Origin of the sequence: Microcoleus sp. PH2017_05_CCC_O_A, assembly GCF_020738785.1 — a bacterium.
GTDB lineage: Bacteria > Cyanobacteriota > Cyanobacteriia > Cyanobacteriales > Microcoleaceae > Microcoleus.
On the sequence record NZ_JAEQCB010000085.1, the window covers coordinates 22,071 to 45,662 of the forward strand.

Below are 23,592 nucleotides of genomic sequence, written 5' to 3' on the forward strand. Positions count from 1 at the left end.
TCAACCGCCGTGTTATCGGAGAAACAGTGCACCATCATTCCGAATGCTTAAAGATCTTTTATCCAAACCTAAATCATTTGTCTCGTCTAATCTTACTTCTACTGTGCCTTCACCAACGGGTTTTAAACTCGCTTTCAATAATGCGCCGTCTTGTCGCCTAAATACAATGGATGCAGGTAGTGTCAATGCTTGCAGCGCGACTGTTGAATTTTCGGCTAAGGTGCGGCGGTTAGTTTGTCCAACTACTTGATAAAATAGTCGATCGCTGGTTTTATTCGTTAATCTCACATTAGCTTTGCCATTAACGGGAACCATCTTGCCGTCGGGAACTCTTTCTGGTGCGTTAGTTTGGGCAATTTTCCTCGCAAAACTCGCATTGTGACCCAAAGGTAAAAAGCTGTTGCCTGCTAGGGCCAAGGTGACTGCCAGCAGGCTTGCTAGACTTGTTTTGTCGATCGCTAGTTTGCACATTTTTTTGATTGACTTTTGATCTAAAAATTCTCACAAGCGATTTTACCTGATGCTGCTATCTTCTGGCAAGTCGCCTCAGAAGTCAATCCGAGCTTTTCATAGCTGACGCCTTGATTGTGAAGATGGAAACTGAATATAATAGAAATTTATCGAGCTACCAAAAAATATATTTCTCATTGTGTAGTGCCAGTTAGTGAATTAAATTAAGTTAATGCTTAACCAGAATTGACGTTTGAATAGTATCGTTTTTATGATACCGATTCTGATATATAAATCCGTTTTTATAAAAATGAGGTACGTTGTTGGGCTTCAGCCCTTCTTAGATGTATAACAAGTAGGTACGTTGTTGGGCTTCAGCCCTTCTTAGATTTATTACATAGCAAGTTATGCCGCTAAAAACTGCATTTACGAATTATCTCTCATCTTTTTGAGAAAAGCTATATAGCCTTTCTCAAAAAGATGAGGTATGACTGACAGATCCTACAACCACTTAATAAACTAAGAGGGCCCAAGCCCAACAACGTACCTAATCTATATAAGAAAAGCTATAATACAAATAATATGGCAGAAGAAAAAATGAAAAAGACAGAATGAAAAAGGCAGATGGCACCTTAAAAAAGGTACGTTGTTGGGAAAAGAGCGCTCTTTTCCCAACAACGTACCCAAAAAATCCTTTATTGTGACACTGGCATCCTGGACTCAAAAAGGAAGAATGAAAAAGGAAAAATGAAGATTTGCCCCTCTCTCCCCGTCTCCCTTGCCGTCGCAGCTATTCAACCCAACGCACGCGCACAAAATGAGCTTCCCGTCCCCAGAAGTCCTGACTGACAGAAATATCAACAATACTCAAATTAAACGGAATAGCAGTTGTGACGTAGCGCTGAGCCAGAGCTCCCACATCGGGAGCTAACTGAGCTGCTGTCGCCGCCGCCGCACCCAAACCCAAAAGTTGCAGAATGGGCCCCTTCGGTAGAGCTAAATTGATGCCGACAGCAAGTCCAGCAGTCAGCAGCATTGCCACCGACAAGTTGGTGCCACAGCGGGGATGTACGGCTAAATCCCACTCTCCGCTGGCAATCCGCTGCAAAGCTAATTGCACTGCATGACGCAACTGTGCAATGTTAACGCGGCCGTACAGATAAAATCCTTGGTCAGTGGACATTCCGCCCAATAACTGATTATCTGCTCTTGCTGTCGGCGTACCGCCAGATTGGCTGAGTACCCAAACCGTAGCGTGTTCCAAAGCATGAACTTGGCGCAAAGTCAAGATTTCCTTCAAACCCGGAACAAAATCTAGCTGTCTTAATAAGTCAGCATCTTGAGTCCAGCATTTGTCGTCATGTCAAAAGGCCTCCACTAATGTCCGATCGCAAATTTTAGCAGCGAGATTTACGGCTGAACGCGCTTACCTGCGCGAAACTCTCCGGAAAAGCGTCTACCTTTAGCATCTGTAATTACGCCTCTACCGTGAGGCAATCCCTTGCGAAATTCGCCTTCGTAGCGAACGCCGTTGGGGAAACTGCAACTACCTTTACCGTCTAGCTTTTCGTTGAAAAACTGACCGTCGCAGCGAGTGCCGTCCGATCGAGTAAACACTCCGCGACCAAATGGGTTTCCTGCGAAAAATTGTCCGGCGTAGCGATCGCCCGTGGCAAAGATAAATTGCCCTTGACCGTGTGGCTGACTGCTTGGAGCGCTGCCACCTACTTGTTGAACAATTTCAAATGTTCCTCTGTAGCGATCGCCCGTGGCAAAAATAGCTTCTCCCCTAACGATCAGACCGTTGCGGAACTCTCCTACCATGCGGTCATCGTTGGCGAACAGGAATGTGCCTTGACCGTTGGGCACGCCGTTACGAAACTGTCCTTCATAGCGATCGCCCTTGGAGTATACGTATATTCCTTGTCCCTGAGGTCTGCCGTTGACGAAAGTTCCTTCATAATTGTCGCCATTTTCGTAGTTGCACTTGACTCTACCGTTCGGGGGAGAGCCTTCGCAAACCGGAGGGCGCTTTTGTTCTGCTGCTGGCGCCGCCAATGACGATTTAGTATTGGCTAGCAGTGAGAGGCATCCTACCCCCGTGCCAACCAACATGAATATTCCGAGTTGTTTAATTGAGCGAAGCATGACGGTTCTCAATTTTTTTTCTAAGGATTGAGCTAAATTTTGCATTAAATTGGGTTCTGGGCAACTCGGGGAGATTTTTCTCCCACAATTTTAGAAACCTCTACACCGTTTTCTTCTAGAACCACAATCGGATCGGCTCCTGATTTGAAATCAACCCGTTTGATTAGCACCTGCCCGCTGGCAATCCGCTGTCCTACTTTGATATATCGACTTGTTGGCTCGTTAGGTGCTTTCACAATTACCAGTATGTCATTACCAACTCTGACTACGCCACTAACTTCAACTCCTTTGGCATTGTCTGTCGAAGGCGGTGGCGGTGGTGGTGCGGGGGGTGGTGGTGGATTCGGGTCTTGCCACGAGGGCGGCGGTGTTAATTCCGGCAGCTTGGGCAGACCGGGCAATTCTCTGGTGGCGATATTGGGAATGTTGGGAGGGCGGGGCGGGCCGGGCGGGCGGGCGGCGATCGCTGGCGGGCGTCCCGGTGTTGCTCCTGGCCGTCCCGGTGTCTGGGCCGGTCGTCGCGTCCCTTGGGGGCCTGCCGTCGTGCCTCTTGGGAAGCCCGGTATAGAGGGAACTCCCGGTATTGATGATGCCGGAGCTCCTGCTATATCTGGGGAACCTGCTGGTCTGGCTCCGGGGCGTCCTGGTCTGGTACCGGTACCGCCGGTGCTGCCTGTTGGGAAGCCCGGTATAGAAGGCACTCCCGGTATTGATGCCGGATTTCCCGCAACGTTTGGGGCACCTGCCGGTCTGGATCCGGGGCGTCCGGTGCCGCCGGTTGAGCCTGCTGGAATGCCCGGTATTGACGGCGGATTTCCTGCGACGTTTGGGGAGCCTGCTGGTCTCGCTCCGGGGCGCCCGGGAGCTGCTTGGGGACGCGCTGAAATTGGCGGCCGCCATTGGGGTAGGGGGGTTAGCGGCAGGTTGGGAAGACTTGACACCTGTGCGGGGCTTTGAGCTTTGGGAAGTTCGGCAACTGTGCCGCCGCCCGGTGCCCTTTTCGATCCCGGTACTGGCGTCCACCGAGGTGGGTTTCTCTCGTCTGGCAGCTTGGGCAGACTTGGAACTTGTCTGACTGGGAGGTTGGGGAGTTCGTTGCCCGCTGTCCCGCCACCGTCTGTTTTGAGTGGTTGAGGGGGAAGGACTGAGAATGGGTCATTTGCTTGGCCGGGGACAGATGTCTGTGGAATTGCCCTTGGGGCTGTCTTTTTGCCATCAATGTCTGCTTGAGCTTGTCTGGCGCGATCGTCAGGGTTTGTCGATCGGATCAAGCCGGGGGGCTGGGCCGCTACTACTGGAGAGGGGAATGTCTGAGCTCCTGGTGTGGGACTTGCCACACCCCCGGTCGTTCCGGGAGCGTTGGCTGCTGGTGCCCCTGGTGTTGCACCCGGACTGATACTAGGACTAGGAGTGGGACTGGCTGTGTCGCCACCCCCGTCGCCGCCGCATCCCCCGATCGAGAAAGCCAGCATTCCTATAGTTGCAAAATATAAAAGTTTACGCATTACCGATCGTCCCCAAACGCCTGACTTTTAAGTGATCCAAATGGCAATTGCAGTTGCTGCCATTTGCCGCTTTTCAGTTTACCTGGTTTGATGGTATGCGATCGCTTTTAAATTGCCAAGTTTTCCGGACGATTTGATATTGAGGCGGGCCCTGGGTTTTCAAGAGCAGGTTAGGATATCAATGGTGGTGGTTCTTGCACATATTTAACTAATTAGGGCATGGTTATGGTGGCAAAAGTGATTCTGAAACGGATTTGGCGATCGGGCATTGTTTCTGTGGCTGTTTTGGTAGGTCTGGGATCGGTGGGAAGCGGCAATGTGAATGCTCATTCACATCAGCCAGAAACAAAGGTGATGGCATTGGTGCCACTTGTGAGTTCCCAGCAGCTCGATCGCACTTTAACAGCAGCCTCGGAAGCCAGAAGTGGCAATGTGTATTCTCAGTTTCGCAGGGGCACCCCAAATCCTGGTGCCCAACCGCCAGCCAATCAACCAGCCTCTGGTGGGAATCAAAAGGTATTTCAAGCGAAAATCAAGCGCCGCGCGGGTGGGACACCTGTGATTGATGTGGTATTTAACGGTAACAAGACTTTTGAAATGATTGTCGATACCGGGGCGAGCGGCACTTTAATTACTCAGCGGATGGCTACTGCACTGGGAGTGAGGCAAGTGGGCACTGGGAGAGCGGGGATCGCTGACGGTAGCATTGTCGAGTTCCCCATTGGTTTGGTGCGATCGATTCGGGTTGGGGGTGCTGCCATCCAAAATGTCGAAGTGGCGATCGCCAAACAAATGGAAATTGGTCTCCTCGGTCACGATTTCTTTGGCAATTACGATGTGAAAATCAAAAAAGATGTTGTAGAGTTTTATGTCCGCTGAAACTGAGACAATTCAGAAACCAATTTTTATTTGCATACTGTTAAAGTTATTCGCAGCCCGGTCAAGGCTGTTTAATTTATTTCTTGAGTCACTAGCAAAATACGACCAAGTGTGGTATTGTTTTGAGTGTTTCCAGAGCAGTTTACCGTTGAACAATCCGGGAAAATCCGGCTGTCAAAGCACGGCCACTGTTGGCGCTATCGAGTAACAGTATCCAACGGTGGATTCAGAGTTCAAGTCAAGGCAATCAATTAGACAATTTGCCGATCGGGTGGAAATTAGTTTCCAAAATGCTGTGGCTGGGGGAATTATTGTTCGTGTTGTTGGGCCGCTGTACAAAATATATGAGCGGAAGATGTTCCGCAAAATCGGCAATAATGACGATCGAGAAATTAATTATTGTAAATAGGGTATTGGCATGGCACAAACGTCTGTATCTCCTGTAGTGCTGATTATTCTAGATGGCTGGGGTTATCGTGAAGAAAAAGACGGAAATGCGATCGCATTGGCGAAAACACCCGTGATGGACAGTCTCTGGGCCGCTTATCCCAGAACTCTGATTAACACATCGGGCCGGGCGGTAGGGCTTCCAGACGGACAAATGGGCAACTCGGAAGTCGGTCACTTAAATCTCGGCGCCGGCCGCGTGGTTCCTCAAGAGTTAGTGCGGATCTCGGATGCTGTCGAAGACGGTTCTTTGCTCGACAACCGGGCGCTGGTTCAGCTTTGCGAGGAAGTGCGGAGTCGGGGCGGCAAGTTGCACCTGACTGGTCTTTGTTCCGAAGGCGGGGTACACTCGCACCTGAGTCACATTTTGGGTTTGCTACAGCTAGCAAAAGCACAGGGAATTTCGGAAGTTTGCATCCACGCGATTACAGACGGCCGCGATACTACTCCGAAAGAGGGTGTGGAAGCTTTAGGCAAGATAGAAGGTTATATCAAACAGGTAGGAGTGGGTCGGATTGCTACGATCAGCGGCCGCTATTACGCGATGGACAGAGACAAACGCTGGGATCGGGTGAGCCGCGCTTATGAGGTAATGACGGTTGAGAGCGCACCTGATGGTCGATCGGCAGTTGATGTGTTGCAGGCCTCCTATGCTGAAGGAGTAACCGACGAGTTTGCAGTTCCGACTCGCATTGCCCCGGGAGCGGTGGCATCCGGGGATGGGATGATTTTCTTCAATTTTCGACCGGACAGGGCTAGAGAGTTGACTCAGGCTTTTGTAGCGCCAGATTTTAAGGGCTTTGAACGGCAGTTAATTGAGCCGCTGACCTTTGCGAGTTTTACTCAGTACGACCCCAAACTGTCGTCGGTACTGGTGGCTTTTGAACCCCAGAATTTGAACAATATTCTGGGTGAGGTGATTTCTAAGCACGGTTTGCGACAGTTGCGGACAGCGGAAACTGAAAAGTACGCTCACGTGACTTATTTTTTTAATGGGGGTCTGGAAGAGCCTTTTGAGGGGGAAGACCGCGAAATGGTGCAGAGTCCGATGGTGGCGACTTACGATGAGGCGCCGGAGATGTCGGCCGCTGAGGTGACGGATGTGGCGCTGGAGGCTTTGTCCAAGCGGATTTATTCGTTTGTGGTGCTTAACTACGCTAACCCGGATATGGTTGGTCATACGGGGATGCTGGATGCGACGATAATTGCGGTTCAAACTGTGGATAAATGTTTGGGGCGGCTGTTGACCGGGATTTCCCAAGCTGGGGGAACGGCAATTATTATTGCTGACCACGGAAATGCTGAGGTGATGTTCGACGAGAACGGGAATCCTTGGACGGCTCACACTACTAACCCGGTGCCCTTTATTCTAATAGAAGGCGAAGGTCTGAAAATTCCAGGTCACGGAGGGAATGTTGCTCTCAGGGCGGACGGCTGTTTGGCCGATGTGGCGCCGACGATTTTGGAGCTGTTGAGGTTGCCTCAGCCCCCGGAGATGACTGGAAAGTCTATGATTCAAGCTGCTGAATTTGAAGTTCGGGCTAATCGCACTCCGGTGCGGGTGCGGCTTTAGGAAGTCTGGGCTACAGGTAGGTAGGGTTAGGCAAGGTACGTAGTTGGGCTTCAGCCCTCTTTAGACATATATACAAAGAGGGCTAAAGCCCAACTACGTACCTATCTCTCTCCTGACTATAAAACCCCCCTGCTTTTTAAGGATGATTTAGGGGATCGGGCCTCGACTGCCCGGTTGTGTGCGATCGACTAAATTTGATATGATAATGAATTACCGATTACTAATTACCAATTAGCCCAAATTATGAATATTGTTTCTGTGTTACAAGTTATCTGGTCTTTGTCTGCTTTAGGACTTGTGGTTTTTGTATTGCTCCACAGTCCTAAAGGCGATGGCATTGGAGGAATTGGCGGACAAGCTCAATTATTTACCAGCGCTAAGAGTGCGGAAACAACTCTCAATCGGATTACTTGGGGTCTGTCTATTGTGTTTATGGGTTTGACTATTATTTTGAGTGCTGGTTGGTTGACTCCTAAGTTGTAAGATTAGGATTTTTAACCGCAGATGTAGGCAGATAAACACAGATTAACGCAGATGAAGTTGATATAATTTGTATTCATCTGCGTTTATTTGTGTGTATCTGCGGTCTGAAAAATGCGGTTGTTCAAAGTTTCGATAAAAGCTCGATTGCTGGCTGGTTTGGGATTGGCTTTATGTTGTTTTAGTCTCATAATTTTTACTCAGGTTAATGCTCCGGCGGCGAGTTTTTCTCTTTCTCCTCTCCCGAATACTTGGCCCTCTCCACGGGTTCACCCTTTGCCGCAAATGCTGGAAAATTGGCAAGATTCAAGTGATAGCGGCGATTATTTCGATCGCATTAAACAGCCAAATGTCGGTCATTTGCTATGGTCGAAGTTCCCGATTCAGGTGTATGTGGAGCGTCCGGTTGAGGGGAATAAGTCTGAAGAATGGATAGCAGCGGTGTTGGGTGTTGTGCGGGAATGGGGGGTTTATTTGCCTTTGCAAGTCGTGGATAGTTCTGAGGCGGCTGATATTAGAATTTTACGTCAGGCTCCGCCTTTGCGTCAAGGGCTTTTGCGATCGCGATCGGGGGAATCTACCTATGAGTTGTACAATCGTCGGGATGGGGATAAAACAGTTTTATCTCATCGGTTTGCGGTTTATTTGAATCCGAATCAAGTGGGTAAGTATGTTCCGGCGACGGCGCGGCATGAGTTGGGGCACGCTTTGGGAATTTGGGGCCACAGTTTGCTGGAAACTGATGTGCTTTATTTTTCTCAGGTGCGGAATCCTCCGGCTATTTCTGCGAGGGATGTTAATACTTTGAAGCGGCTTTACGAACAGCCAACTCGGTTGGGATGGGAATTATAGTTTAAACCACAAATTCCCGGCGATTGGAAATCGCGTCTACACAAACGAAGTCCACCTGCGTGGACTAAGAGAAGATTCCGATTAGTTATTAATAGCAAAGAGAAAAAATATGAAAGATGAAGCTTTTGGCATTGTGCCAGTTTTTGCGACTGAAACTGATAGTTTGTTTTTGTTGATTCAACATCAAGCCGGACATTGGGCGTTTCCTAAAGGTCACGCGAATCCGGGGGAATCTGCGCTAGAAACGGCGAAGCGGGAGTTTGAGGAGGAAACTGGCATCCGCGATTGTGAAGTGGTTGAGGAGCCTAGTTTTGTGGAAAGTTATTCCTTTGTTAAGGAAGGGAAGCCTAGTTCTGTGCAACATTATTCCTCTGCTAAGGAAGGGGAATCAATTGAAAAGACTGTTACTTACTTTTTGGCTTTTGTAAATTCAATGGAAGTTCAGTTGCAAGTAGAGGAAGTTCAGAATCATGCTTGGAGTTCTTTTGAGGATGCAGTCAAGCAGATTACTTTTGATGGGAATCGGCAAATCTTGAGGGAAGTTAAAGCTTTTTTGGACGGCAAAAAAAAGAGTTAATATCAAATCTCCTTATCTACCCATAATTAAGTTTGTAGTAAGGACTTTAGTCCTATCTTAAAACTTTTATTCGCTAAGGACTGAAGTGGGTGCATCTCACTTTTGAAGAGGGCGAAGCATGACCGCATATAAGTTATTAGTTATAATCTCCTATTTTCTGCGGTCATGCTTCGCCCCTACGGATATATTCGCCAAAATGAGATGCACCCACTGAAGTTATTACTACAAACAAATTGTTCTGTTAGATACCCGACTTCTTCAAGAAGTCGGGTATCTAGGTTTTCTGTGAGATTATTTGTTAATTTTCTGGGCTTTGGCGTGATGTTGCAGGCGAGCGAAAACATTGTAGGCGGCGGGGCCTGGATTACCGTGTTCTAGAGCGCCGTCGATGGGGCCGTCGATGGCTTTCCAAGCTGGAATTCCGCCTTTTAGTTCGGCGACTTTTCTAAAGCCTGCTGCGCGCAGAAGATTGGCGGCTTCTGCTGTTTGTTCGTCGGTTTCGGCGTAGATGTAGATGTCGCGAACGGGTTCTAGGCTGGCTTTTGCTCGATCGACTAATTCGTCTATTGGCATTGGTACGGCGCCGGTAATGCGACTTTTATCGAAGCTTTCAAAGTCGCGGGTATCGATGATTGTGAGTCCGGGTTCGCCCCAATCTAAGCGGGCTTTGAGGTCGTGGCTGGATACTTGGGCTTTTAAACTGGGAGGGGTGGGAGTCAAATCTGGCAGTTTTTCTTTGATGTCTGCAATTTGGTCTGGAATAGTTTTCATGGGTAAAATTCTCTTCAATGCTTTGATTGCAATGTAACAAGATGTTTCGGTTGAATTCGTCTTTCTAAAGGCTGAATTGGGGATTGAACTAAAGTCGCAGTTAATCTGAATTGCTCGTGGTTGACTGTGGTTCGGAGCGCTATATTTGCTGAGGTTGCTAAGTTTTCAGTTGACAGTTGACAGTTGACAGTTGACAGTTGACTTCGGAGGGCGAGCTCTACCTGGAAGTCCGAGGATTGGAATAATGAATCGTCTGATTTTAATTTCTCCCGGGCTTGGGGCTTTAAACCAATTCTTTCTGGTAAGTGGGGTTGATTCCGATTGTTTTGATGGAAATGTACGATCGCTCTTATTGAGTGTAGATATTTTGAAGTGCGATCGATTGTCCAATCAGTCATTGTATCAAATACTCAAATTTTAGTCAATGCCAATTATTTTAAAATGAAGTTTGCATGGGTTGTGCGCGGTCTCGCGCGCTATTTTGCTGAGAAGTTGAGGTGTTTTTTAACAAAATTTCTGGTAAGATTTGATACTAACAATAGGTATTTAAAGGTATGGATATGTCTGAGAAAAATGAAATTGCTGTGTCTAAAACTTTGACACCGGAAGAGCAAGCGGTTTGGGATGCGAAGGCGAAAGTTCGGGTATTGCTGAATTTGTGGGATTTGGGTGGCGGTCAGATTCCGGTTAAAAAGGGGGATTTGACGAAGCGGATTGTGCGTACTAATGAGACGAGTCAGAGGTATCTGGAAGTGCTGGCGCAGTTGCAGGAATCTGGGGCGATCGAGTATTCGCTGGTAAATCGGGTGACGCGGGTGGAGTTGAGCGCGAAGGGGAAAGAGGTTTTAGCGCAGGGCTTGAAAAGTCGGGATTCTCTGTTTGAGTTTGATGGTTCTCAAATCGGTACTCGGCTGGGAAATGCTCTGCTGAAGTGGATTCGGCATCAGGATGGTGCGGCGAGTGTTGCTGTGGAGACGGGGAAAAAGGATGCAGGGGCGATCGCATCCTATGAAGAATTTAAGTCTGTGGCGTTGAAGGTATACGACAGCTTGAACCGGGATTATAACTTAGACGATTTAGTGCCGATTTATCGGATGCGGCGGGCGATCGGGGAAAGGGTAGGGCGATCGCAATTCAATGAATGGCTGTTGGAAATGCAGGCTAATGATATTTTCCAGCTAATGGCAGGAGAAACGCAAGACATCACCCCAGATAAACGTGAAGACTCAATTACCATTCCTGGTGGTGCATTGCGTTACTACGCCAAGCGTTTGAATTCATAAAATTGCCCTCAATCTTTTTGTAGTTCGTTACCTCACACCCGATCGCCATGAACAATATATCAGTTTCTCCGATAGAAGCTCTCAATGCTGCCATCCAAAATCACAATCCCTTTAGCAAAGCTGGAATTGTCAAAGAACAAGATATTTGGGGAAAAGGCTTCCCCGATATTCCGACTCTAAATGCTCACGCTTCCGATGCCATTTTTCAGGCGGTTGAAAAAGTACAGACTACTCAATCGAGCCAAGAAAAAGTGACTTCACTGGTATTGACAGCTCAACAAGGAGTGGGGAAAAGCCACATTTTGAGCCGCACTCGCCACAGACTAGAAACTAATGGAGGTGCTTTGTTCGTTTATGCCAGTGTTAATAATTACACCGACTTAAACTTGATAAAATACCAATTTCAGCAAACTTTAGCTAACAGTTTGAGCCATACAGGCAGTCAAGGTGTCATGCAATGGCAGGAAATAGCCTCAGCAATGGCAAACGAAGGTTTCAAAGCTATCAATTCTGCTACACCGAATCTTTCTCCTCAAGAACTTCTCGATCGATTTGACAGAGTGTGTGCTAGCTGGGCTACAAAAAATAAAAATTTAATGAACACCCTCACTAAGCAAGTTCTCAAAACAAAATCAAAGGCAGACCCTTATATTGTTCGAGCTGTTTTGTGGACGTTATCAGAAGCTGAAACACCTTTTGCTATCAAATGGTTATCAGGTGAAGAGTTAGATAAATCTAAAGCTGAGGAACTAGGATTGCCCGCTAATTCTGGGAAGACTAATCAGGACAGAGAAGCCGAATCTCTGAATAACATCCAGCAAATTTTGAATTTGGTGAGTTACTACAGTCCTGTAATCATTTGTTTTGATGAAATAGATGTAAATACAAGTTGTAGAGATGATGGCTTGACAACACCCCAGGTAATTGCCGATCTAGTTAAGCGTTTGTACGATACTCTCGAACACTCAGAACTCGGTCAAGGTTTGGTTGTTATCACAGTAATGATGCCGTATACGTGGACAGATACTGTTAACGTAATGTCTGGTGGCATACCCGATCGACTTTCAACATACACGCAGCGGAAACCAATCGATTTAAAATATTTGAACGGCGATTCTTTAGTCGATTTAGTCCAATTGTGGTTACAAGATTTTTATCAAATCAGGAATTTAAACCCTCATCATCCGGTCTACCCATTTGAAGAAAGTCAACTGAGAGAATATGGCAGAGGTAAGCCAACGGTACGGGAAGCTTTGACATGGTGTGCCGAGAATTTTCAAGTTTTTATACCTCCAGTACCTGAACTTCCAGAAGATCCAGTTGAGAGGTTTGAGTTGGCTTTAACCAAGGAACTTGAGGCAGACATCCGAGAGTATATGGAGGATAATTCCACAATTGCTAAGGCTATTTACTTTGGCTTTGAAACATTGAAAGGTCAGACGATTGACAAGGTAACAGTTGATGAAATTACCGCAGAGATTAAACCCAAAGCAAAAAATGCGGAGTGGATAAAATTCAAGATAATTGGTACTGAAAACGGAAGAGCTATCAAGATTGGTGTTGCGATTCTCCAATCTTCTCAATCTGAATTAGTTGCTGGATTAAAGCGCTTAATTGATTATCAAACCTTTGATTTGACGCGCGGTTGTTTAGTGCGTTCCCAATCAAAAATAGAGACGATCAAGAAGAATTCTAAAGCCTACAAGCTACTAGAAGAACTCGTCTCATTTGAAAAAGGCGGTGAGGTGGTGTATTTGATTGAAGATCAAATCAAACCATTACTCGCTGTCCGTGCTGTTTGTAAAAAATGCCGAGATTACAATTTAACAGAAGACCAAGTTTGGGATTTCATATCTCAGAAACAGCTCACTTTTGAGAATCTTTTATTGCGGGAAATTTTGAGCGATCCTTCCGGTGAAATGCCTGCGGTTGACGATGAAGATGAAAACCTACTTTTAGAAGACATTTTCAACCCTCCCAGCAGTGATGATACAGATGATGGAGATCTAAGTGACCTATTTAGTTAACAATGAGCAAATCAATTTTGCTTCAAACAGCTCTGGCTTTACCAAACCCAGATATTGAGGCTTTAATCCAAGGACGAATGATTGTAGCTATGCCTCGGATGTTTCTGAATCCGGGGCGGACATTTGCTTTGTATCCAGCCAATCTTTCGGTTGATTTGCTATCTGGCGATCGACATTATCGATCGCACTTTTTGCCCATTGCTCAAAAGGCACTTGCTCAGTTAAATTCAGATAAAGTTTCGATCAAAGCTTGGGCGAAGTGCGAATTGTGCCAAATGGTGAATGAGCCTGAATCATTAGAGGCTTTGTCGCGATTAACAGTCTGGAAAACAAAGGCATTAGAGCAAATTCTCCAGCAGCGTCCTTTTATTTTTGTAGCTTACCTGCGGGTTTATCTGCTACCTCAGCCGTTTGAAATACCAGTGCAATCTAGTGGCAATTTTGTATCTTTGTCAAAATCCCTAAATGTTACTGATTCAACGCCTGTGTTGAGCGAGTCTATCTTTGCTAAACGCCGTCAAAAGCTGGAAAAACTAGAGCTTCCTGAACATCCAGAATTGGAAGAGTTGCAAAGTGCATTAGTGCATTTATCCACCACCAACCCAAAAGCCAAACAACTAGATGAAGAAATCAAAATATTTCTAGGTTGGTCGGAAAATTTACCAACAACAAAACCCGATCCAGATTTAGATTGGATTAAAACGATCGCACAAATCGGCAATTCTAGCGACGGTAATACATTTGAAAAATTAGTCCGCCAAAGTTTAGTCAAGCTAGGATTTGCCAATTCTAACACTAATCCTAGAGCTAGTCTCAATCCAGAATCAACAGGCGGCGCTGGTGGTTTGGACTTTTATTGCGAGACTCCCTATCCAGTAGCGGGAGAGTGCAAAGCTAGCAAACATGAAAGTGTACCCAATAGTGTCACCGCTCAACTAATTCATTTAGGTTTGACTCACTTGGGTCAAGATAGGTTCGATCGATCGGTTAAAATTATTTTGGCTGCTGGGCCTTTAACTAATCCAGCTAATCAAGCAGCTATTGGTAGTAAAATGAATGTAATTCGCCCGGAAACATTGCAAAGATTAGTTGAACTGAAAGCTAAGCAACCAGGTTCGATCGATTTATTACAGTTAAAGCCTTGTTTGGAACAACAGCCATTTGGTGAGGAAGCCGATGCTAAGGTTAATCGCTATATTGACGACGTGCGAGAAAAGCTTAAAGTGCGATCGCACGTTCTTTCTATTCTGAAAAAGTATTTAGAAACTACAGGTTCTAAAAGAGCCAGCGTTGATTCTTTGAGCGGTGCGTTTTCAATGTCTAACCCACCCAAGCAATTGTCCCGTGAAGAGTTGCACGAAATTTTAGTAGAACTTTCTTCTCCGCTGACAGGTTATGCAGGGCGAATTAAAGGAGATAGTTTGGGGCGCGATCGCTTTTATTTCCTGCGTGATTTGTTATTAGATGATTGAGGTAGAATTGAGGCTATTGCCACTATTTCAACTCTTTAAACAGTATCAGGATCTACTCCCAACTCCCGCAACTTAGCCGCCAATTTTTCAACGCGCTGACGTTCCTCTTGAAAATCTAGACGTTCCATTGCAGCTTGTTTAAGTTCCTGCAACCGCCTTTGTTCTTCTTTAATTAACCTTTCCACCAATGGCGGAGACAGTATTTCATCCACTGATAATCTCAAATTAGGAAATACTACAGATACTATGTCCTCACCCGGCAAGTAATCTACCTGTGAATAAACCTCATCACCTTCGGGAACTGCTATAACTCGCACCCGCTGTCTGTTTTCTGTCGGATCAACTATGCAATATTCCGGCACGTTAGCTTGTTCGTACTCTCCTCGTTTAAGTATATAATCTGCGCGTCGATCTTTGCCAACGACTTCTATTAATAATAAAGGCGTTTCATCAAAGTCAAGGACGGCCCCTCCGGGTCGAGCAGCAACTTGTTCTAAAAGACTTTGAGTGCAAACAACTATATCAGGGATGCGGGATGAACTTTCTTCGGTTCTGACTCCCAAATTTCTTTTGACTACTAAATCAAGATTGTTTTCAGCTAGGTGACGCTGCAATTTATAAACCAAATACTCACAAATATTTATGTGTAGAATTGTAGGCATTGCTATTGGTATTAATTCACCTCTGTGCAGTTCATGTTTTACCTCGTCATCGACTTTATAAAATCGGTATTCTTCAAAGGTTAATGTGGGTGAATCATCAACTTGTTGGTCTGTCAAAACTGGCGTGATTGATTGAGACATATCTTTGTGACCTCAGCGAGTATTTATGATTAAATTAAATTTAAATGACAGTATCAGGATCTACTCCCAATTCCCGCAACCTCGCTGACAATTTGTCAGCACGTTGACATTCCTCTTGAGCGCGTTGACTCTGCTGCTGGGCGAGTTGACGCTCCTCATCAGCGCGTTGACGCTCCTCATCAGCGCGTTGACGCTGCTCATCAGCGCGTTGACGCTCCTCATCAGCGCGTTGACGTTCCATTACAGCTTGTTGCTGTGATTCCTGTAATCGAACTCGTTCTGCCTTCACTAACTCCTCCACCAATGGTGGATTCAGTATTTCATCCACTGATAAAACCAAATCTGGAAATACTACAGATATAATTTCCTCACCCGGAAAGAAATCTGTATGCGTGTAACCATCTTCACCTTCAATAAATGCTAAGATTCTGATTTTTTGCTTCCCACATTTAGGGTCAACAATGCAATATTCTGGCACATTCGCTAATTCATACTGTGCTCGTTTAATCATGTAATCTGCCCGTCGATTTTCACTCACTACCTCTACTACTAATAGCGGTGTTTCTCCTAAGTCAAGGATGCCTGAACCAGGCTGGGCAAGTATTTGTTCCCACAAACTTTGAGTGCAGACAAGTACATCGGGAATGCAAGATGTAGCATTTTCTGTTCTCACTCCTACAGAAGTTTTTACTACTAAATCGAGATTGTGTTCAGCGAGATAACGCTGCAACTTGTAAACCAAATATTCGCAGATGCTTGTATGTAATGCGCTCGCCGTTGCCATTGGTATTAGTTTGCCTTTGTACAGTTCGTATTGTACATCAGGATCTCCTTGATAAACTCTGTATTCTTCAAAGGTTAAAGTTGGAGAATTATCAACTTCTTTTTCTTCTAAAACTGGGGCGATTGATTGAGACATAGGTTTTGGTATGAGTAAGTTTGTAGGGTGCGTCAGTTCATCAGTTGACAGTTGACAGTTGACAGTTGACAGCTACCTCTTCCATCGATAGAAGAGGATTGGAGCAATGAATCATTTTGTTTGATTTCCCCCTACACGGGGAGGCTTCAGATCCAATTTTCAGGCGTGAAGTTATAGGGCGACGATCGAGCGTTTGCAGACTGACGCACCCTACTAACTATTGTAGATCGGATTACCATTTGGGCGATCGCCTCAATAAGGCCGTAGCAGCCTCACTGTTGAGAGGTCTAGAGAAAAAGTACCCCTGACCGTACTCGCAGCCGATCGCCCGCAGTTGAGCCAATTGCACGGCGGTTTCGACACCTTCTGCGACTACCTCCATCCCCAAACTGCGCGCCAGCATGACGATCGCCCGCACGATTTCCAAATTCTCGCCCGCTGCTCCGATGCGACTGACAAAAGAGCGATCGACCTTCAAAATATTAATCGGGAATTTGTGCAAATAACTCAGAGACGAATAACCAGTACCAAAATCATCAATGCACAGCCCAATCCCCAACTCCCTTAACTGCGAAAGCATCGCCGCCGCCGCTTCCCCATCTTCCATCACCACAGTCTCAGTAATCTCCAACTTCAAACAGCGAGCATCAACACCCGTTTCCTGCAATACTTGCTTGATTTGCTCGATCGACTCCGGTTCCGAAAACTGCCTCCCCGAAAGATTCACTGCTACTGTCAGCCGGGAATTTCCCACAGGCAAATTCAAACTCTGCCACTCAATAATTTGGCGGCAGCTTTCGTTCAAAACCCACAAACCCAAAGGCATAATTAACCCAGTTTCCTCCGCCATCGCAATAAATTCCATCGGGGAAACTAAACCGCGTTCCGGGTGCAGCCAGCGCACCAGCGCCTCAAATCCGATCGCCGATCCGCTTTTCAAACAAACTATCGGCTGATAATAAACAGTAAAAGGACATTCCAATTTAAGAGGAGCCAATTGTGATTTCGTGCGCTCCAACTTCCAGTCGATTTCACATACAGGCGAGTTTTCCCCCGCCGCCCCACCTGGGAAATCCACAATCGAATATGTCAAATTCAGTTCTTCAATCGACTGCCGCAAATCGTTTTCTAAGTGCATCAAAGCCACAGCCCGAGTGTGCATTGCACTCGTAAACACTTCGTAACGAGCTTTACCGAGAGCTTTTGCCCGGTACATCGCAATATCAGCATCGCGCAAAATATCTCCAGGCCACTGATATTTGTCGGTACTCATAGCAATCCCGATGCTAGCAGTAATTAAAACTTTATGACCTTCTAAATATAGCGGTCGTTCGATCGCCTTCAGAATTCCCTTTGCTTGGGCGATCGCTTCATCCACACCTTGAATTTCCTCCAGCAAAATCACAAACTCATCTCCCCCCAGACGTGCCACCGTATCTCCTGGGCGCAAACAAGTCAACAGACGGCGGCCCACAGCCACCAACAGCCGATCGCCCGTGCGGTGTCCCTGGCTGTCATTAATCACCTTAAACCTGTCCAAATCGAGAAATAGCACCGCAAATTGATAGTTCGGATGCCGTTTGACGCGTGCAAAAGCTTGGCCCAACCTGTCAGTCAACAAAGCGCGGTTGGGCAACTCCGTCAGCGCGTCGTGCAAAGCATCGTGCAACAATTGGTCTTCAGCCGCCTTGCGTTCAGTTACATCGTGACAGTTGACGACAATTCCCCGCACCGAAGGTTCCGAGAGCAAATTCGTCGCCACCGCTTCCAACACGCACCAGAAACCCTGCTTGTGTCGCACCCGGTATTCCGCCAATCCCAGCCCAACTCTCGGCATTTGGATGACACCTTTGAACACTTGATCCACCATTGGCAATTCATCGGGGTGAATCAAGTCAAAGACAGACCGGCCGAGGACTTCCGCCGTCGGGTAGCCCAAAATCCGCTCGGCGGAAGGAGAGACATAGCGGCAAAAGCCTTTGTCGTCGAGAATTACAATAATGTCTCTGGCATTTTCAATTAGCGATCGAAAACGCTTTTCGCTTTGTCGCAGTTCTTGTTCCGTGCGCTTGCGATCGGTAATGTCGGTATTCATGTAAATCAGACCGACAATTTTCCCCGTGGGGTCTTTAATCGCATCGGCCCGCAGCAGCACTTGCAAAATTTTGTCGCTTTTTGTGCGGTTGGTAATTTCACCAGACCAAGAATAACCTCTGGCGATCGTATCGAGAACCTCGCAGGCGACTGCGGGGTCAGCAAAAACTGCCGGTATACCTCCTGCGAGTTTAAATTCCTCTGCCGTTTCCCATTCAAATAGCTGAGAAAACGCTTGATTTTGATAGATGTGAGTGCCGTTGGCATCGCTGATGCCGATCGCGTCGCTCGAACTTTCCACCGCCTTGCGAGTCAGCACCAGAGCTTCTTCTGCCCGCTTGCGCTCGGTAATATCAATCCCTACCAGACAAGCTGCATTCCCCCGATCGTACTTTTGAGCCACAATCAAATAATATCCCGCCGACTGTCCGCCCTCCGTTTTCACCTTAGCGCTGAGTTCTTTAACCGCTTCCGTAGCCTCGCAGGCAAAAAAATCCACCACAAAAGAGTAAAAATCCAAGCTAGCGCCCAGAAAACCGATATCTTGACCGACAAAGGCCGACGGCGACAAACCGTGCAGTTTAGCTAAGTGGTGGTTGACGCCCAAATAGCGCAAATCCGAGCTAATCCAAGATACTATGCCCGGAACTGCTTCCAAAATCGTTTGCAGTTGGTCGTTTGCTTGCTGCAAAGCTTCCTGCACTTCGATGCGTTCCGATAAGTCGGACTGAGTTCCGACGAAGTGAGTCAAATTACCGCTGTCGTCTCGCACGGGAGATAGCGACAATTTGTTCCAAAAAGGAGTGCCGTCTTTGCGATAATTTTTGATTGTCACCTGCAATGCTATGCCTTCGCGCAAGGCTTCGCGGATTTTAGCTACTGTAGTGCGATCGGTATCCGGGCCTTGCAAAAATCGGCAGTTGCGCCCCAAGACTTCACCGGCGCAGTAGCCTGTGATCCTTTCAAATGCTGGATTGCAATAAATTATGGGACAGTCGGGTGCCTTGGCGTCAGCAATAATAATACCGCTGGTAGTAGCAGCCAAAGCTCGATCGCGCAGCCACAGTGCTTCAGAAGCCGTATCGCGATCGGCTACGTCCCCCACTTCATCTAAATTATAAATTGACTGGTTATCCCGATTTCCCATCAGCCAAACTTTCAAGCCAACCTTTGCAATTTCCGAGTTGCTTCTTACTTTAACGTTTTTCAGGACTCACGAACGTAGATTGCATCTTTGCCTTTAACTAAGCGGGATTTCAGGTTAGTTGCTAGTTGTATTTTCTGCGCTTGCTGTGTCGGCATTTACAAAAAGCGCATCTTCAGTGCCAAGAGTGAAAAACCCTCAATTCCTCTCACCCTCTCCCCCTCTCCCCCTCTCCCCGCACTCCGTCAATCAGGATGTGCAGCAACTTATTTACCAGGAGTCGCAGATTGACCAGGCTTCAACAGTTGACAGTTGACAGTTGACAGTTGACAGTTTGAGAGCGACCTCTACCTAGAAGGAAGAGGATTGGAGTAATGAATAGTTTGATTTTAATTTCTCCCGAGCAGGGAGAGGCTTTCAACCAATTCTTTCTGGTAATATTAATCAAGGGTAGAGCCTCGTTGCTCCCCATTACTGTCGGAAACTGACCGTTCCATTTTTCGATCGCTTGAGTAGTGCAAAATTTCGGGAGTTGAAATACCCGCACGCTTATCGAAGCGATTATAGTGCAGGCTTCTAACATCGCGGGGGAATGCCGAGCGAACTGACTTACGTCCTTTCGTTGGTCTTACTTCCCCTCCGCTCTTCAGAAACGGCTGTTCCATCCGTTTGTAGCATTCTGATACCTTCTGCTCTAATATTTGTTGCTGCATTACCATCGCGATTGTGACGAGTGCCGCAATTGGGACAAGTCCACTCTCTAATATCAAGTGGCAACTTATCAATTTGGTAATAACAGCTAGAGCAAAGTTTAGAACTGGGGAACCATCGGTCAATTCCTACTAACTTCCCACCTTTTTTCTCTAGCTTGTAAGCTAAGAAATTAGTAAAAGTTCCCCATCCAGCATCAGATATTGCTTTAGCTAAATTGTGGTTGCGTACCATGCCTTTGACATTAAGATTTTCTACTACGACAACTTGGTTTTCGTTGACGAGTTTTCTTGATAACTTATGCAAAAAAACTTGACGGGATTTAGCTACCCGAGCGTACACTTTAGCTACAGTAGACCTCTTGCAAAAATCCTTTTAACCAAATTTTGGGACGGGCTAGAAGCCCATCCCACAAGAAAAAAGATTTTTGTGGGATGGGCTTCTAGCCCGTCGAGATTTTTTTCATGCTTGGCTAAGTGCTTAGGATTACTGTATATAGCGGGGGACTTCCCGGCGAGGTATAGCGGATCTAGCTCTCATATTCGCGGACGTTGTTGGGAAGAAGGCTCTATACGTCTGGGTGGTTATATAAGCTGTCAATTATACCTCATCTTTTTGAGAAAGGCTATAGTTAAAGTTTGTCGCTGCAACCGTTGAGCTTCTGCTTGCTATGAGAGCCCGGTTAATTTGGGCTTGAGCATCTTGGGTTGCTTTTTTAACTGTGAACTACCTACACGCTTCCTGGCGGTAAGCGTGTAGGCTTCCCAATTCAATGGGGATTGCCTCAACTTTCATAGATTTTTTACGTCCTGAAGATTTTCGTCTTACATCCCCTCCAAGGGCATTCGCGCTAGTTCCTAACGCCAGAATTCGCAAACCTTCATTTCTAATATTTATTGCAGCATTAATATCTCTATCATACTGAACTGCTTTTCGTCCTTCCTCCGACTTCCATCGGACTTCTGTCAACAGTCAACAGTCAACAGTCAACAGTCAACAGTCAACAGTCAACTCTTCCTTCCTCCTTCAAAATCTGCTAGAGAAGGGGCATTGGTGGGACTTACCCAACCCAAAGCGAGTATAAAAAAAGACTCCTTGGGCAAGTTTTGAATTTATAGCGACAAATGTTAAAAATTAGAATTTGAAAATGGCAGAAAATAAGCTAAGGTTAGATGAGAACGGTTGAAAAAAGATATCTAATGTTGCAGCAACACCCTTGGCCGAAGACAATTGAAGAGGCGATCGTCATTCAAGATGTTCTCCGGTCAGAGGTAATTACCGAAAATCTACGGTCGCCAGTTCGGTACGTCGCAGGCGTAGATGTCGGCTACGACAGTGCAGAAGGCGTATCGCGGGCCGCTGTAACAGTTTTGAGCTTTCCAGACTTGCAATTACAGCAGCAGTCTGTGGTTCGCAGTCCTACAGCTTTTCCTTACGTTCCCGGTTTCCTGTCTTTTCGAGAAGTGCCGGCAGTCCTCGACGCTTTACAAAATATCAGTTTGAGACCAGACTTGATATTATGCGACGGTCAAGGACTAGCTCACCCCCGCAGGTTCGGTCTGGCGTGCCATTTGGGAGTTTTGACAGGAATTGCGACGATCGGAGTTGCCAAAACTAGATTTATCGGAGAACATTCAGAAGTAGGGTTCGAGCGGGGCTGTTGGCAGCCTTTGCTGCACGAGGGATCAACGGTAGGCGCAGCGTTAAGGACGCAAACAGGGATAAAACCGATTTATGTATCGATCGGTCATAAGGTAAACTTGATAAGTGCGATCGAGTACGTCCTGCACTGCGCCCCGAGGTATCGCTTGCCAGAAACAACTCGATCGGCAGACCAACTAACATCGGGATAACTGGCAGGCCCGGAAGGCATCAAAAAAATAAAAAGTCAAAAGACAAAAAAGCATCCCTCTTTGGACTTTGAATTTTTGAAGTGTGGCCCTTAAGTCGAAAAATGTTCTGAGTGTATCGCCAATCAGCTTTCGGTTCCATCCTTCCAGCGAACTAAAGAGTCAGGAACTCAGGGAATCAACGCCACGCTCGCTTGTAAGAAATTACAAGCTGTTCTGACCAGACCCCTCGATCGCGAGGAGACGTTATTCAGGTCACGACACCGGAAAATGATCCGCCAGTTTTGGGCTCTGTCATCTGCAATTAAACAGTTTTAAAGTCACGCTTTACAGTGTTGCAGGTCTAACAAGCCTTTATAACCAGGTCGAGGCGAACATTACTCCAGAAATGGGGATTCGGAGACAACCATATCTCCCCAGGGGTGGCAACCATACCCCCCCTAACCCCGAAAGGGGATTCAAGGCGATTGAAATCGCCGAGCCGTTTCCCTCTCAGGACTAAAGTCACGCTCGTTTCCCACTTACTTACCGAGTTTTTTTTATGACTATACCTGAGAAAGAGGTATAAAAGTTGGGGGATTTGTAGAATGATTGAAAGACAGTAATCAGCTTAAACATTGGCGGCTTGAACTAAACTACCCGGGCGTGAACTATGTTTAGTTCACATTTGTAAATTATGAAACAGTCATCCTGCGACTTAAACTCAAAGTTTACATTCGTCAGATGATGTTTCATAATTTACCGTCTAACCTCTCACCGCTAGCTGGGAGTCCCAACTACGGTGGGAGGTGAGGCGGGATCGATCGAAAAAATCAGCAAAAAAAACAAGGAGACAGTCATGGCTGAGAAAAGCAAACGTGGATTCGCATCTATGGACGCAGAAAAACAGCGTGCAATTGCTAGCAAAGGCGGAAAAGCTGCACACGCGAAAGGAACTGCACACGAATTTACTTCGGAAGAAGCCAGAGAAGCCGGTCAAAAAGGTGGCGAAGCTGTCAGCAGAAATCGGGAACACATGGCTCAAATTGGTCGCGAAGGCGGCCGGAAAAGCCGCAAAAGCGAAGCTTAAGTGAGTCTGTGACTATTTAACACAGTGACTGAAATATCGTCACTGTGCGATTCTTAAGAAGTTATGAAGCTATCTTGAGCGTCAACAAGTTTGCGGGCTAGACAAGGCAAGCAAACACCAGTCTGTCTCTCAATAAAAGCCAATCCGATCGCAAAAAGCCCCGAAATCGGGGCTTTTTTGTTTGTGAGACGAATTATTTGGTTAACTCATATAGCTGGCGATCGCACTTTTTGACCTCAGAAACCCCGTTTTTTTGCAGATTTCTCGTTCCCAAACCCAAAACTCTTAGAAACCCGGTTTCTTTGTAGATTTCTCGTTACCAAACCCAAAACTCCCACAAACCTGGTTTCTTGGCCCAAGCACGCGAGCCCGGAAACCGCCCGCAGTCTGGATATAAATTAAGTAAGATTTTGATATATTTCAGGAAACTTTGACACTCCCCGGTCTGAAGACGCGGGGATTCTTAAGGACAAACTTTGGAGGATGAATCCGCCCAAAGTTTAATTCTTAAAGGGTTAGTCAGTAACCCGCTACCCAC

General features: G+C 46.6%; 19 protein-coding genes and 3 pseudogenes. 11 read left to right on the top strand and 11 right to left on the bottom strand.

From position 1 onward, the window contains the following. Positions 1–12: 12 nt before the first annotated feature. The 4 genes and pseudogenes from JGK20_RS20455 to JGK20_RS20470 all read right to left on the bottom strand — a co-directional run bounded on the left by JGK20_RS20455 (position 13) and on the right by JGK20_RS20470 (position 4,103). A complete protein-coding gene (locus tag JGK20_RS20455; RefSeq protein ID WP_293231940.1) occupies positions 13–471 on the bottom strand; it encodes a hypothetical protein in 459 nt (152 codons plus the stop codon). A 769-nt stretch (positions 472–1,240) separates the two neighbouring features. Further along, positions 1,241–1,795, bottom strand: a pseudogene (locus tag JGK20_RS20460) (DUF6391 domain-containing protein); the annotation flags it as partial. Between the two features lie 65 nt (positions 1,796–1,860). Next, positions 1,861–2,643, bottom strand: coding sequence for an MORN motif-containing protein (locus JGK20_RS20465; protein ID WP_293186786.1), 783 nt, complete (start codon positions 2,641–2,643; stop codon positions 1,861–1,863). Continuing rightward, positions 2,643–4,103: a hypothetical protein gene (locus JGK20_RS20470; protein ID WP_293231942.1), complete on the bottom strand. Its 1,461-nt coding sequence runs from the start codon at positions 4,101–4,103 to the stop codon at positions 2,643–2,645. Before JGK20_RS20470 ends, JGK20_RS20465 begins: the two co-directional genes overlap by 1 nt. A gap of 225 nt (positions 4,104–4,328) precedes the next feature. Here JGK20_RS20470 and JGK20_RS20475 point away from each other — a divergent pair, with 225 nt between their 5' ends. The 6 genes from JGK20_RS20475 to JGK20_RS20500 all read left to right on the top strand — a co-directional run bounded on the left by JGK20_RS20475 (position 4,329) and on the right by JGK20_RS20500 (position 8,911). Continuing rightward, positions 4,329–4,982 carry a retropepsin-like aspartic protease gene (locus JGK20_RS20475; protein WP_293231944.1) on the top strand — a complete coding sequence of 218 codons (654 nt, stop codon included), beginning with the start codon at positions 4,329–4,331 and terminating at the stop codon, positions 4,980–4,982. A 220-nt stretch (positions 4,983–5,202) separates the two neighbouring features. Beyond that, entirely contained in the window at positions 5,203–5,391 is a 189-nt protein-coding gene (locus JGK20_RS20480; RefSeq protein WP_293186789.1) for a hypothetical protein, read from the top strand. A gap of 9 nt (positions 5,392–5,400) precedes the next feature. Further along, positions 5,401–7,002: a 2,3-bisphosphoglycerate-independent phosphoglycerate mutase gene (gene gpmI, locus JGK20_RS20485; protein WP_293231946.1), complete on the top strand. Its 1,602-nt coding sequence runs from the start codon at positions 5,401–5,403 to the stop codon at positions 7,000–7,002. A gap of 243 nt (positions 7,003–7,245) precedes the next feature. Further along, on the top strand, positions 7,246–7,485 hold the full coding sequence (gene secG, locus JGK20_RS20490; protein WP_293155559.1) for a preprotein translocase subunit SecG: 240 nt from the start codon (positions 7,246–7,248) through the stop codon (positions 7,483–7,485). A 111-nt stretch (positions 7,486–7,596) separates the two neighbouring features. After that, positions 7,597–8,334 carry a peptidase gene (locus JGK20_RS20495; protein WP_293231948.1) on the top strand — a complete coding sequence of 246 codons (738 nt, stop codon included), beginning with the start codon at positions 7,597–7,599 and terminating at the stop codon, positions 8,332–8,334. Between the two features lie 109 nt (positions 8,335–8,443). Beyond that, positions 8,444–8,911 (top strand): NUDIX domain-containing protein, encoded by a 468-nt coding sequence (locus tag JGK20_RS20500; RefSeq protein WP_293186792.1) that lies wholly within the window; start codon positions 8,444–8,446, stop codon positions 8,909–8,911. Between the two features lie 291 nt (positions 8,912–9,202). On the opposite strand, the gene JGK20_RS20505 is transcribed toward JGK20_RS20500, so the two are convergent. Next, positions 9,203–9,682: a rhodanese-like domain-containing protein gene (locus JGK20_RS20505; RefSeq protein WP_293231950.1), complete on the bottom strand. Its 480-nt coding sequence runs from the start codon at positions 9,680–9,682 to the stop codon at positions 9,203–9,205. Between the two features lie 14 nt (positions 9,683–9,696). Further along, the gene (locus tag JGK20_RS20510; protein ID WP_293231952.1) at positions 9,697–10,080 is read right to left on the bottom strand and encodes a hypothetical protein; all 384 of its coding nucleotides are present in this window, start codon (positions 10,078–10,080) and stop codon (positions 9,697–9,699) included. Positions 10,081–10,242: 162 nt separating this feature from the next. Here JGK20_RS20510 and JGK20_RS20515 point away from each other — a divergent pair, with 162 nt between their 5' ends. The 3 genes from JGK20_RS20515 to JGK20_RS20525 are packed head-to-tail and all read left to right on the top strand — an operon-like array spanning position 10,243 to position 14,464. Next, positions 10,243–10,965, top strand: coding sequence for a hypothetical protein (locus JGK20_RS20515; RefSeq protein WP_293231954.1), 723 nt, complete (start codon positions 10,243–10,245; stop codon positions 10,963–10,965). Between the two features lie 47 nt (positions 10,966–11,012). After that, positions 11,013–12,992 carry an ATP-binding protein gene (locus tag JGK20_RS20520; protein ID WP_293231956.1) on the top strand — a complete coding sequence of 660 codons (1,980 nt, stop codon included), beginning with the start codon at positions 11,013–11,015 and terminating at the stop codon, positions 12,990–12,992. 2 nt (positions 12,993–12,994) lie between these two features. Next, entirely contained in the window at positions 12,995–14,464 is a 1,470-nt protein-coding gene (locus tag JGK20_RS20525) for a DUF1802 family protein (RefSeq protein ID WP_293231958.1), read from the top strand. 35 nt (positions 14,465–14,499) lie between these two features. On the opposite strand, the gene JGK20_RS20530 is transcribed toward JGK20_RS20525, so the two are convergent. The 5 genes and pseudogenes from JGK20_RS20530 to JGK20_RS20550 all read right to left on the bottom strand — a co-directional run. Continuing rightward, positions 14,500–15,267, bottom strand: a complete 768-nt coding sequence (locus JGK20_RS20530) for a Uma2 family endonuclease (RefSeq protein WP_293186798.1) — start codon at positions 15,265–15,267, stop codon at positions 14,500–14,502. A 40-nt stretch (positions 15,268–15,307) separates the two neighbouring features. Further along, positions 15,308–16,186, bottom strand: a complete 879-nt coding sequence (locus JGK20_RS20535; protein WP_293186799.1) for a Uma2 family endonuclease — start codon at positions 16,184–16,186, stop codon at positions 15,308–15,310. Between the two features lie 232 nt (positions 16,187–16,418). Next, entirely contained in the window at positions 16,419–19,427 is a 3,009-nt protein-coding gene (locus JGK20_RS20540; RefSeq protein ID WP_293231960.1) for a bifunctional diguanylate cyclase/phosphodiesterase, read from the bottom strand. 602 nt (positions 19,428–20,029) lie between these two features. Next, a pseudogene (locus tag JGK20_RS20545) lies at positions 20,030–20,486 on the bottom strand (RNA-guided endonuclease TnpB family protein); the annotation flags it as partial. Between the two features lie 375 nt (positions 20,487–20,861). Next, positions 20,862–21,056 (bottom strand): annotated as a pseudogene (locus tag JGK20_RS20550) (hypothetical protein); the annotation flags it as partial. Between the two features lie 278 nt (positions 21,057–21,334). On the opposite strand from JGK20_RS20550, the gene nfi reads away from it, so the two are divergent. Together nfi and JGK20_RS20560 are read left to right on the top strand one after the other, a co-directional pair. Then, positions 21,335–21,988: a deoxyribonuclease V gene (gene nfi / locus JGK20_RS20555; RefSeq protein WP_293186801.1), complete on the top strand. Its 654-nt coding sequence runs from the start codon at positions 21,335–21,337 to the stop codon at positions 21,986–21,988. A gap of 835 nt (positions 21,989–22,823) precedes the next feature. After that, on the top strand, positions 22,824–23,054 hold the full coding sequence (locus JGK20_RS20560) for a KGG domain-containing protein (RefSeq protein ID WP_293149797.1): 231 nt from the start codon (positions 22,824–22,826) through the stop codon (positions 23,052–23,054). Positions 23,055–23,592: the final 538 nt, after the last annotated feature.

Coding starts and splice junctions, on each gene's coding strand:
- JGK20_RS20455 (WP_293231940.1), bottom strand. CDS start 471: ATGTGCAAACTAGCGATCGACAAAACAAGTCTAGCAAGCCTGCTGGCA.
- JGK20_RS20465 (WP_293186786.1), bottom strand. CDS start 2,643: ATGCAAAATTTAGCTCAATCCTTAGAAAAAAAATTGAGAACCGTCATG.
- JGK20_RS20470 (WP_293231942.1), bottom strand. CDS start 4,103: ATGCGTAAACTTTTATATTTTGCAACTATAGGAATGCTGGCTTTCTCG.
- JGK20_RS20475 (WP_293231944.1), top strand. CDS start 4,329: ATGGTGGCAAAAGTGATTCTGAAACGGATTTGGCGATCGGGCATTGTT.
- gpmI (WP_293231946.1), top strand. CDS start 5,401: ATGGCACAAACGTCTGTATCTCCTGTAGTGCTGATTATTCTAGATGGC.
- secG (WP_293155559.1), top strand. CDS start 7,246: ATGAATATTGTTTCTGTGTTACAAGTTATCTGGTCTTTGTCTGCTTTA.
- JGK20_RS20495 (WP_293231948.1), top strand. CDS start 7,597: ATGCGGTTGTTCAAAGTTTCGATAAAAGCTCGATTGCTGGCTGGTTTG.
- JGK20_RS20500 (WP_293186792.1), top strand. CDS start 8,444: ATGAAAGATGAAGCTTTTGGCATTGTGCCAGTTTTTGCGACTGAAACT.
- JGK20_RS20505 (WP_293231950.1), bottom strand. CDS start 9,682: ATGAAAACTATTCCAGACCAAATTGCAGACATCAAAGAAAAACTGCCA.
- JGK20_RS20510 (WP_293231952.1), bottom strand. CDS start 10,080: ATGACTGATTGGACAATCGATCGCACTTCAAAATATCTACACTCAATA.
- JGK20_RS20515 (WP_293231954.1), top strand. CDS start 10,243: ATGTCTGAGAAAAATGAAATTGCTGTGTCTAAAACTTTGACACCGGAA.
- JGK20_RS20520 (WP_293231956.1), top strand. CDS start 11,013: ATGAACAATATATCAGTTTCTCCGATAGAAGCTCTCAATGCTGCCATC.
- JGK20_RS20525 (WP_293231958.1), top strand. CDS start 12,995: ATGAGCAAATCAATTTTGCTTCAAACAGCTCTGGCTTTACCAAACCCA.
- JGK20_RS20530 (WP_293186798.1), bottom strand. CDS start 15,267: ATGTCTCAATCAATCACGCCAGTTTTGACAGACCAACAAGTTGATGAT.
- JGK20_RS20535 (WP_293186799.1), bottom strand. CDS start 16,186: ATGTCTCAATCAATCGCCCCAGTTTTAGAAGAAAAAGAAGTTGATAAT.
- JGK20_RS20540 (WP_293231960.1), bottom strand. CDS start 19,427: ATGGGAAATCGGGATAACCAGTCAATTTATAATTTAGATGAAGTGGGG.
- nfi (WP_293186801.1), top strand. CDS start 21,335: ATGTTGCAGCAACACCCTTGGCCGAAGACAATTGAAGAGGCGATCGTC.
- JGK20_RS20560 (WP_293149797.1), top strand. CDS start 22,824: ATGGCTGAGAAAAGCAAACGTGGATTCGCATCTATGGACGCAGAAAAA.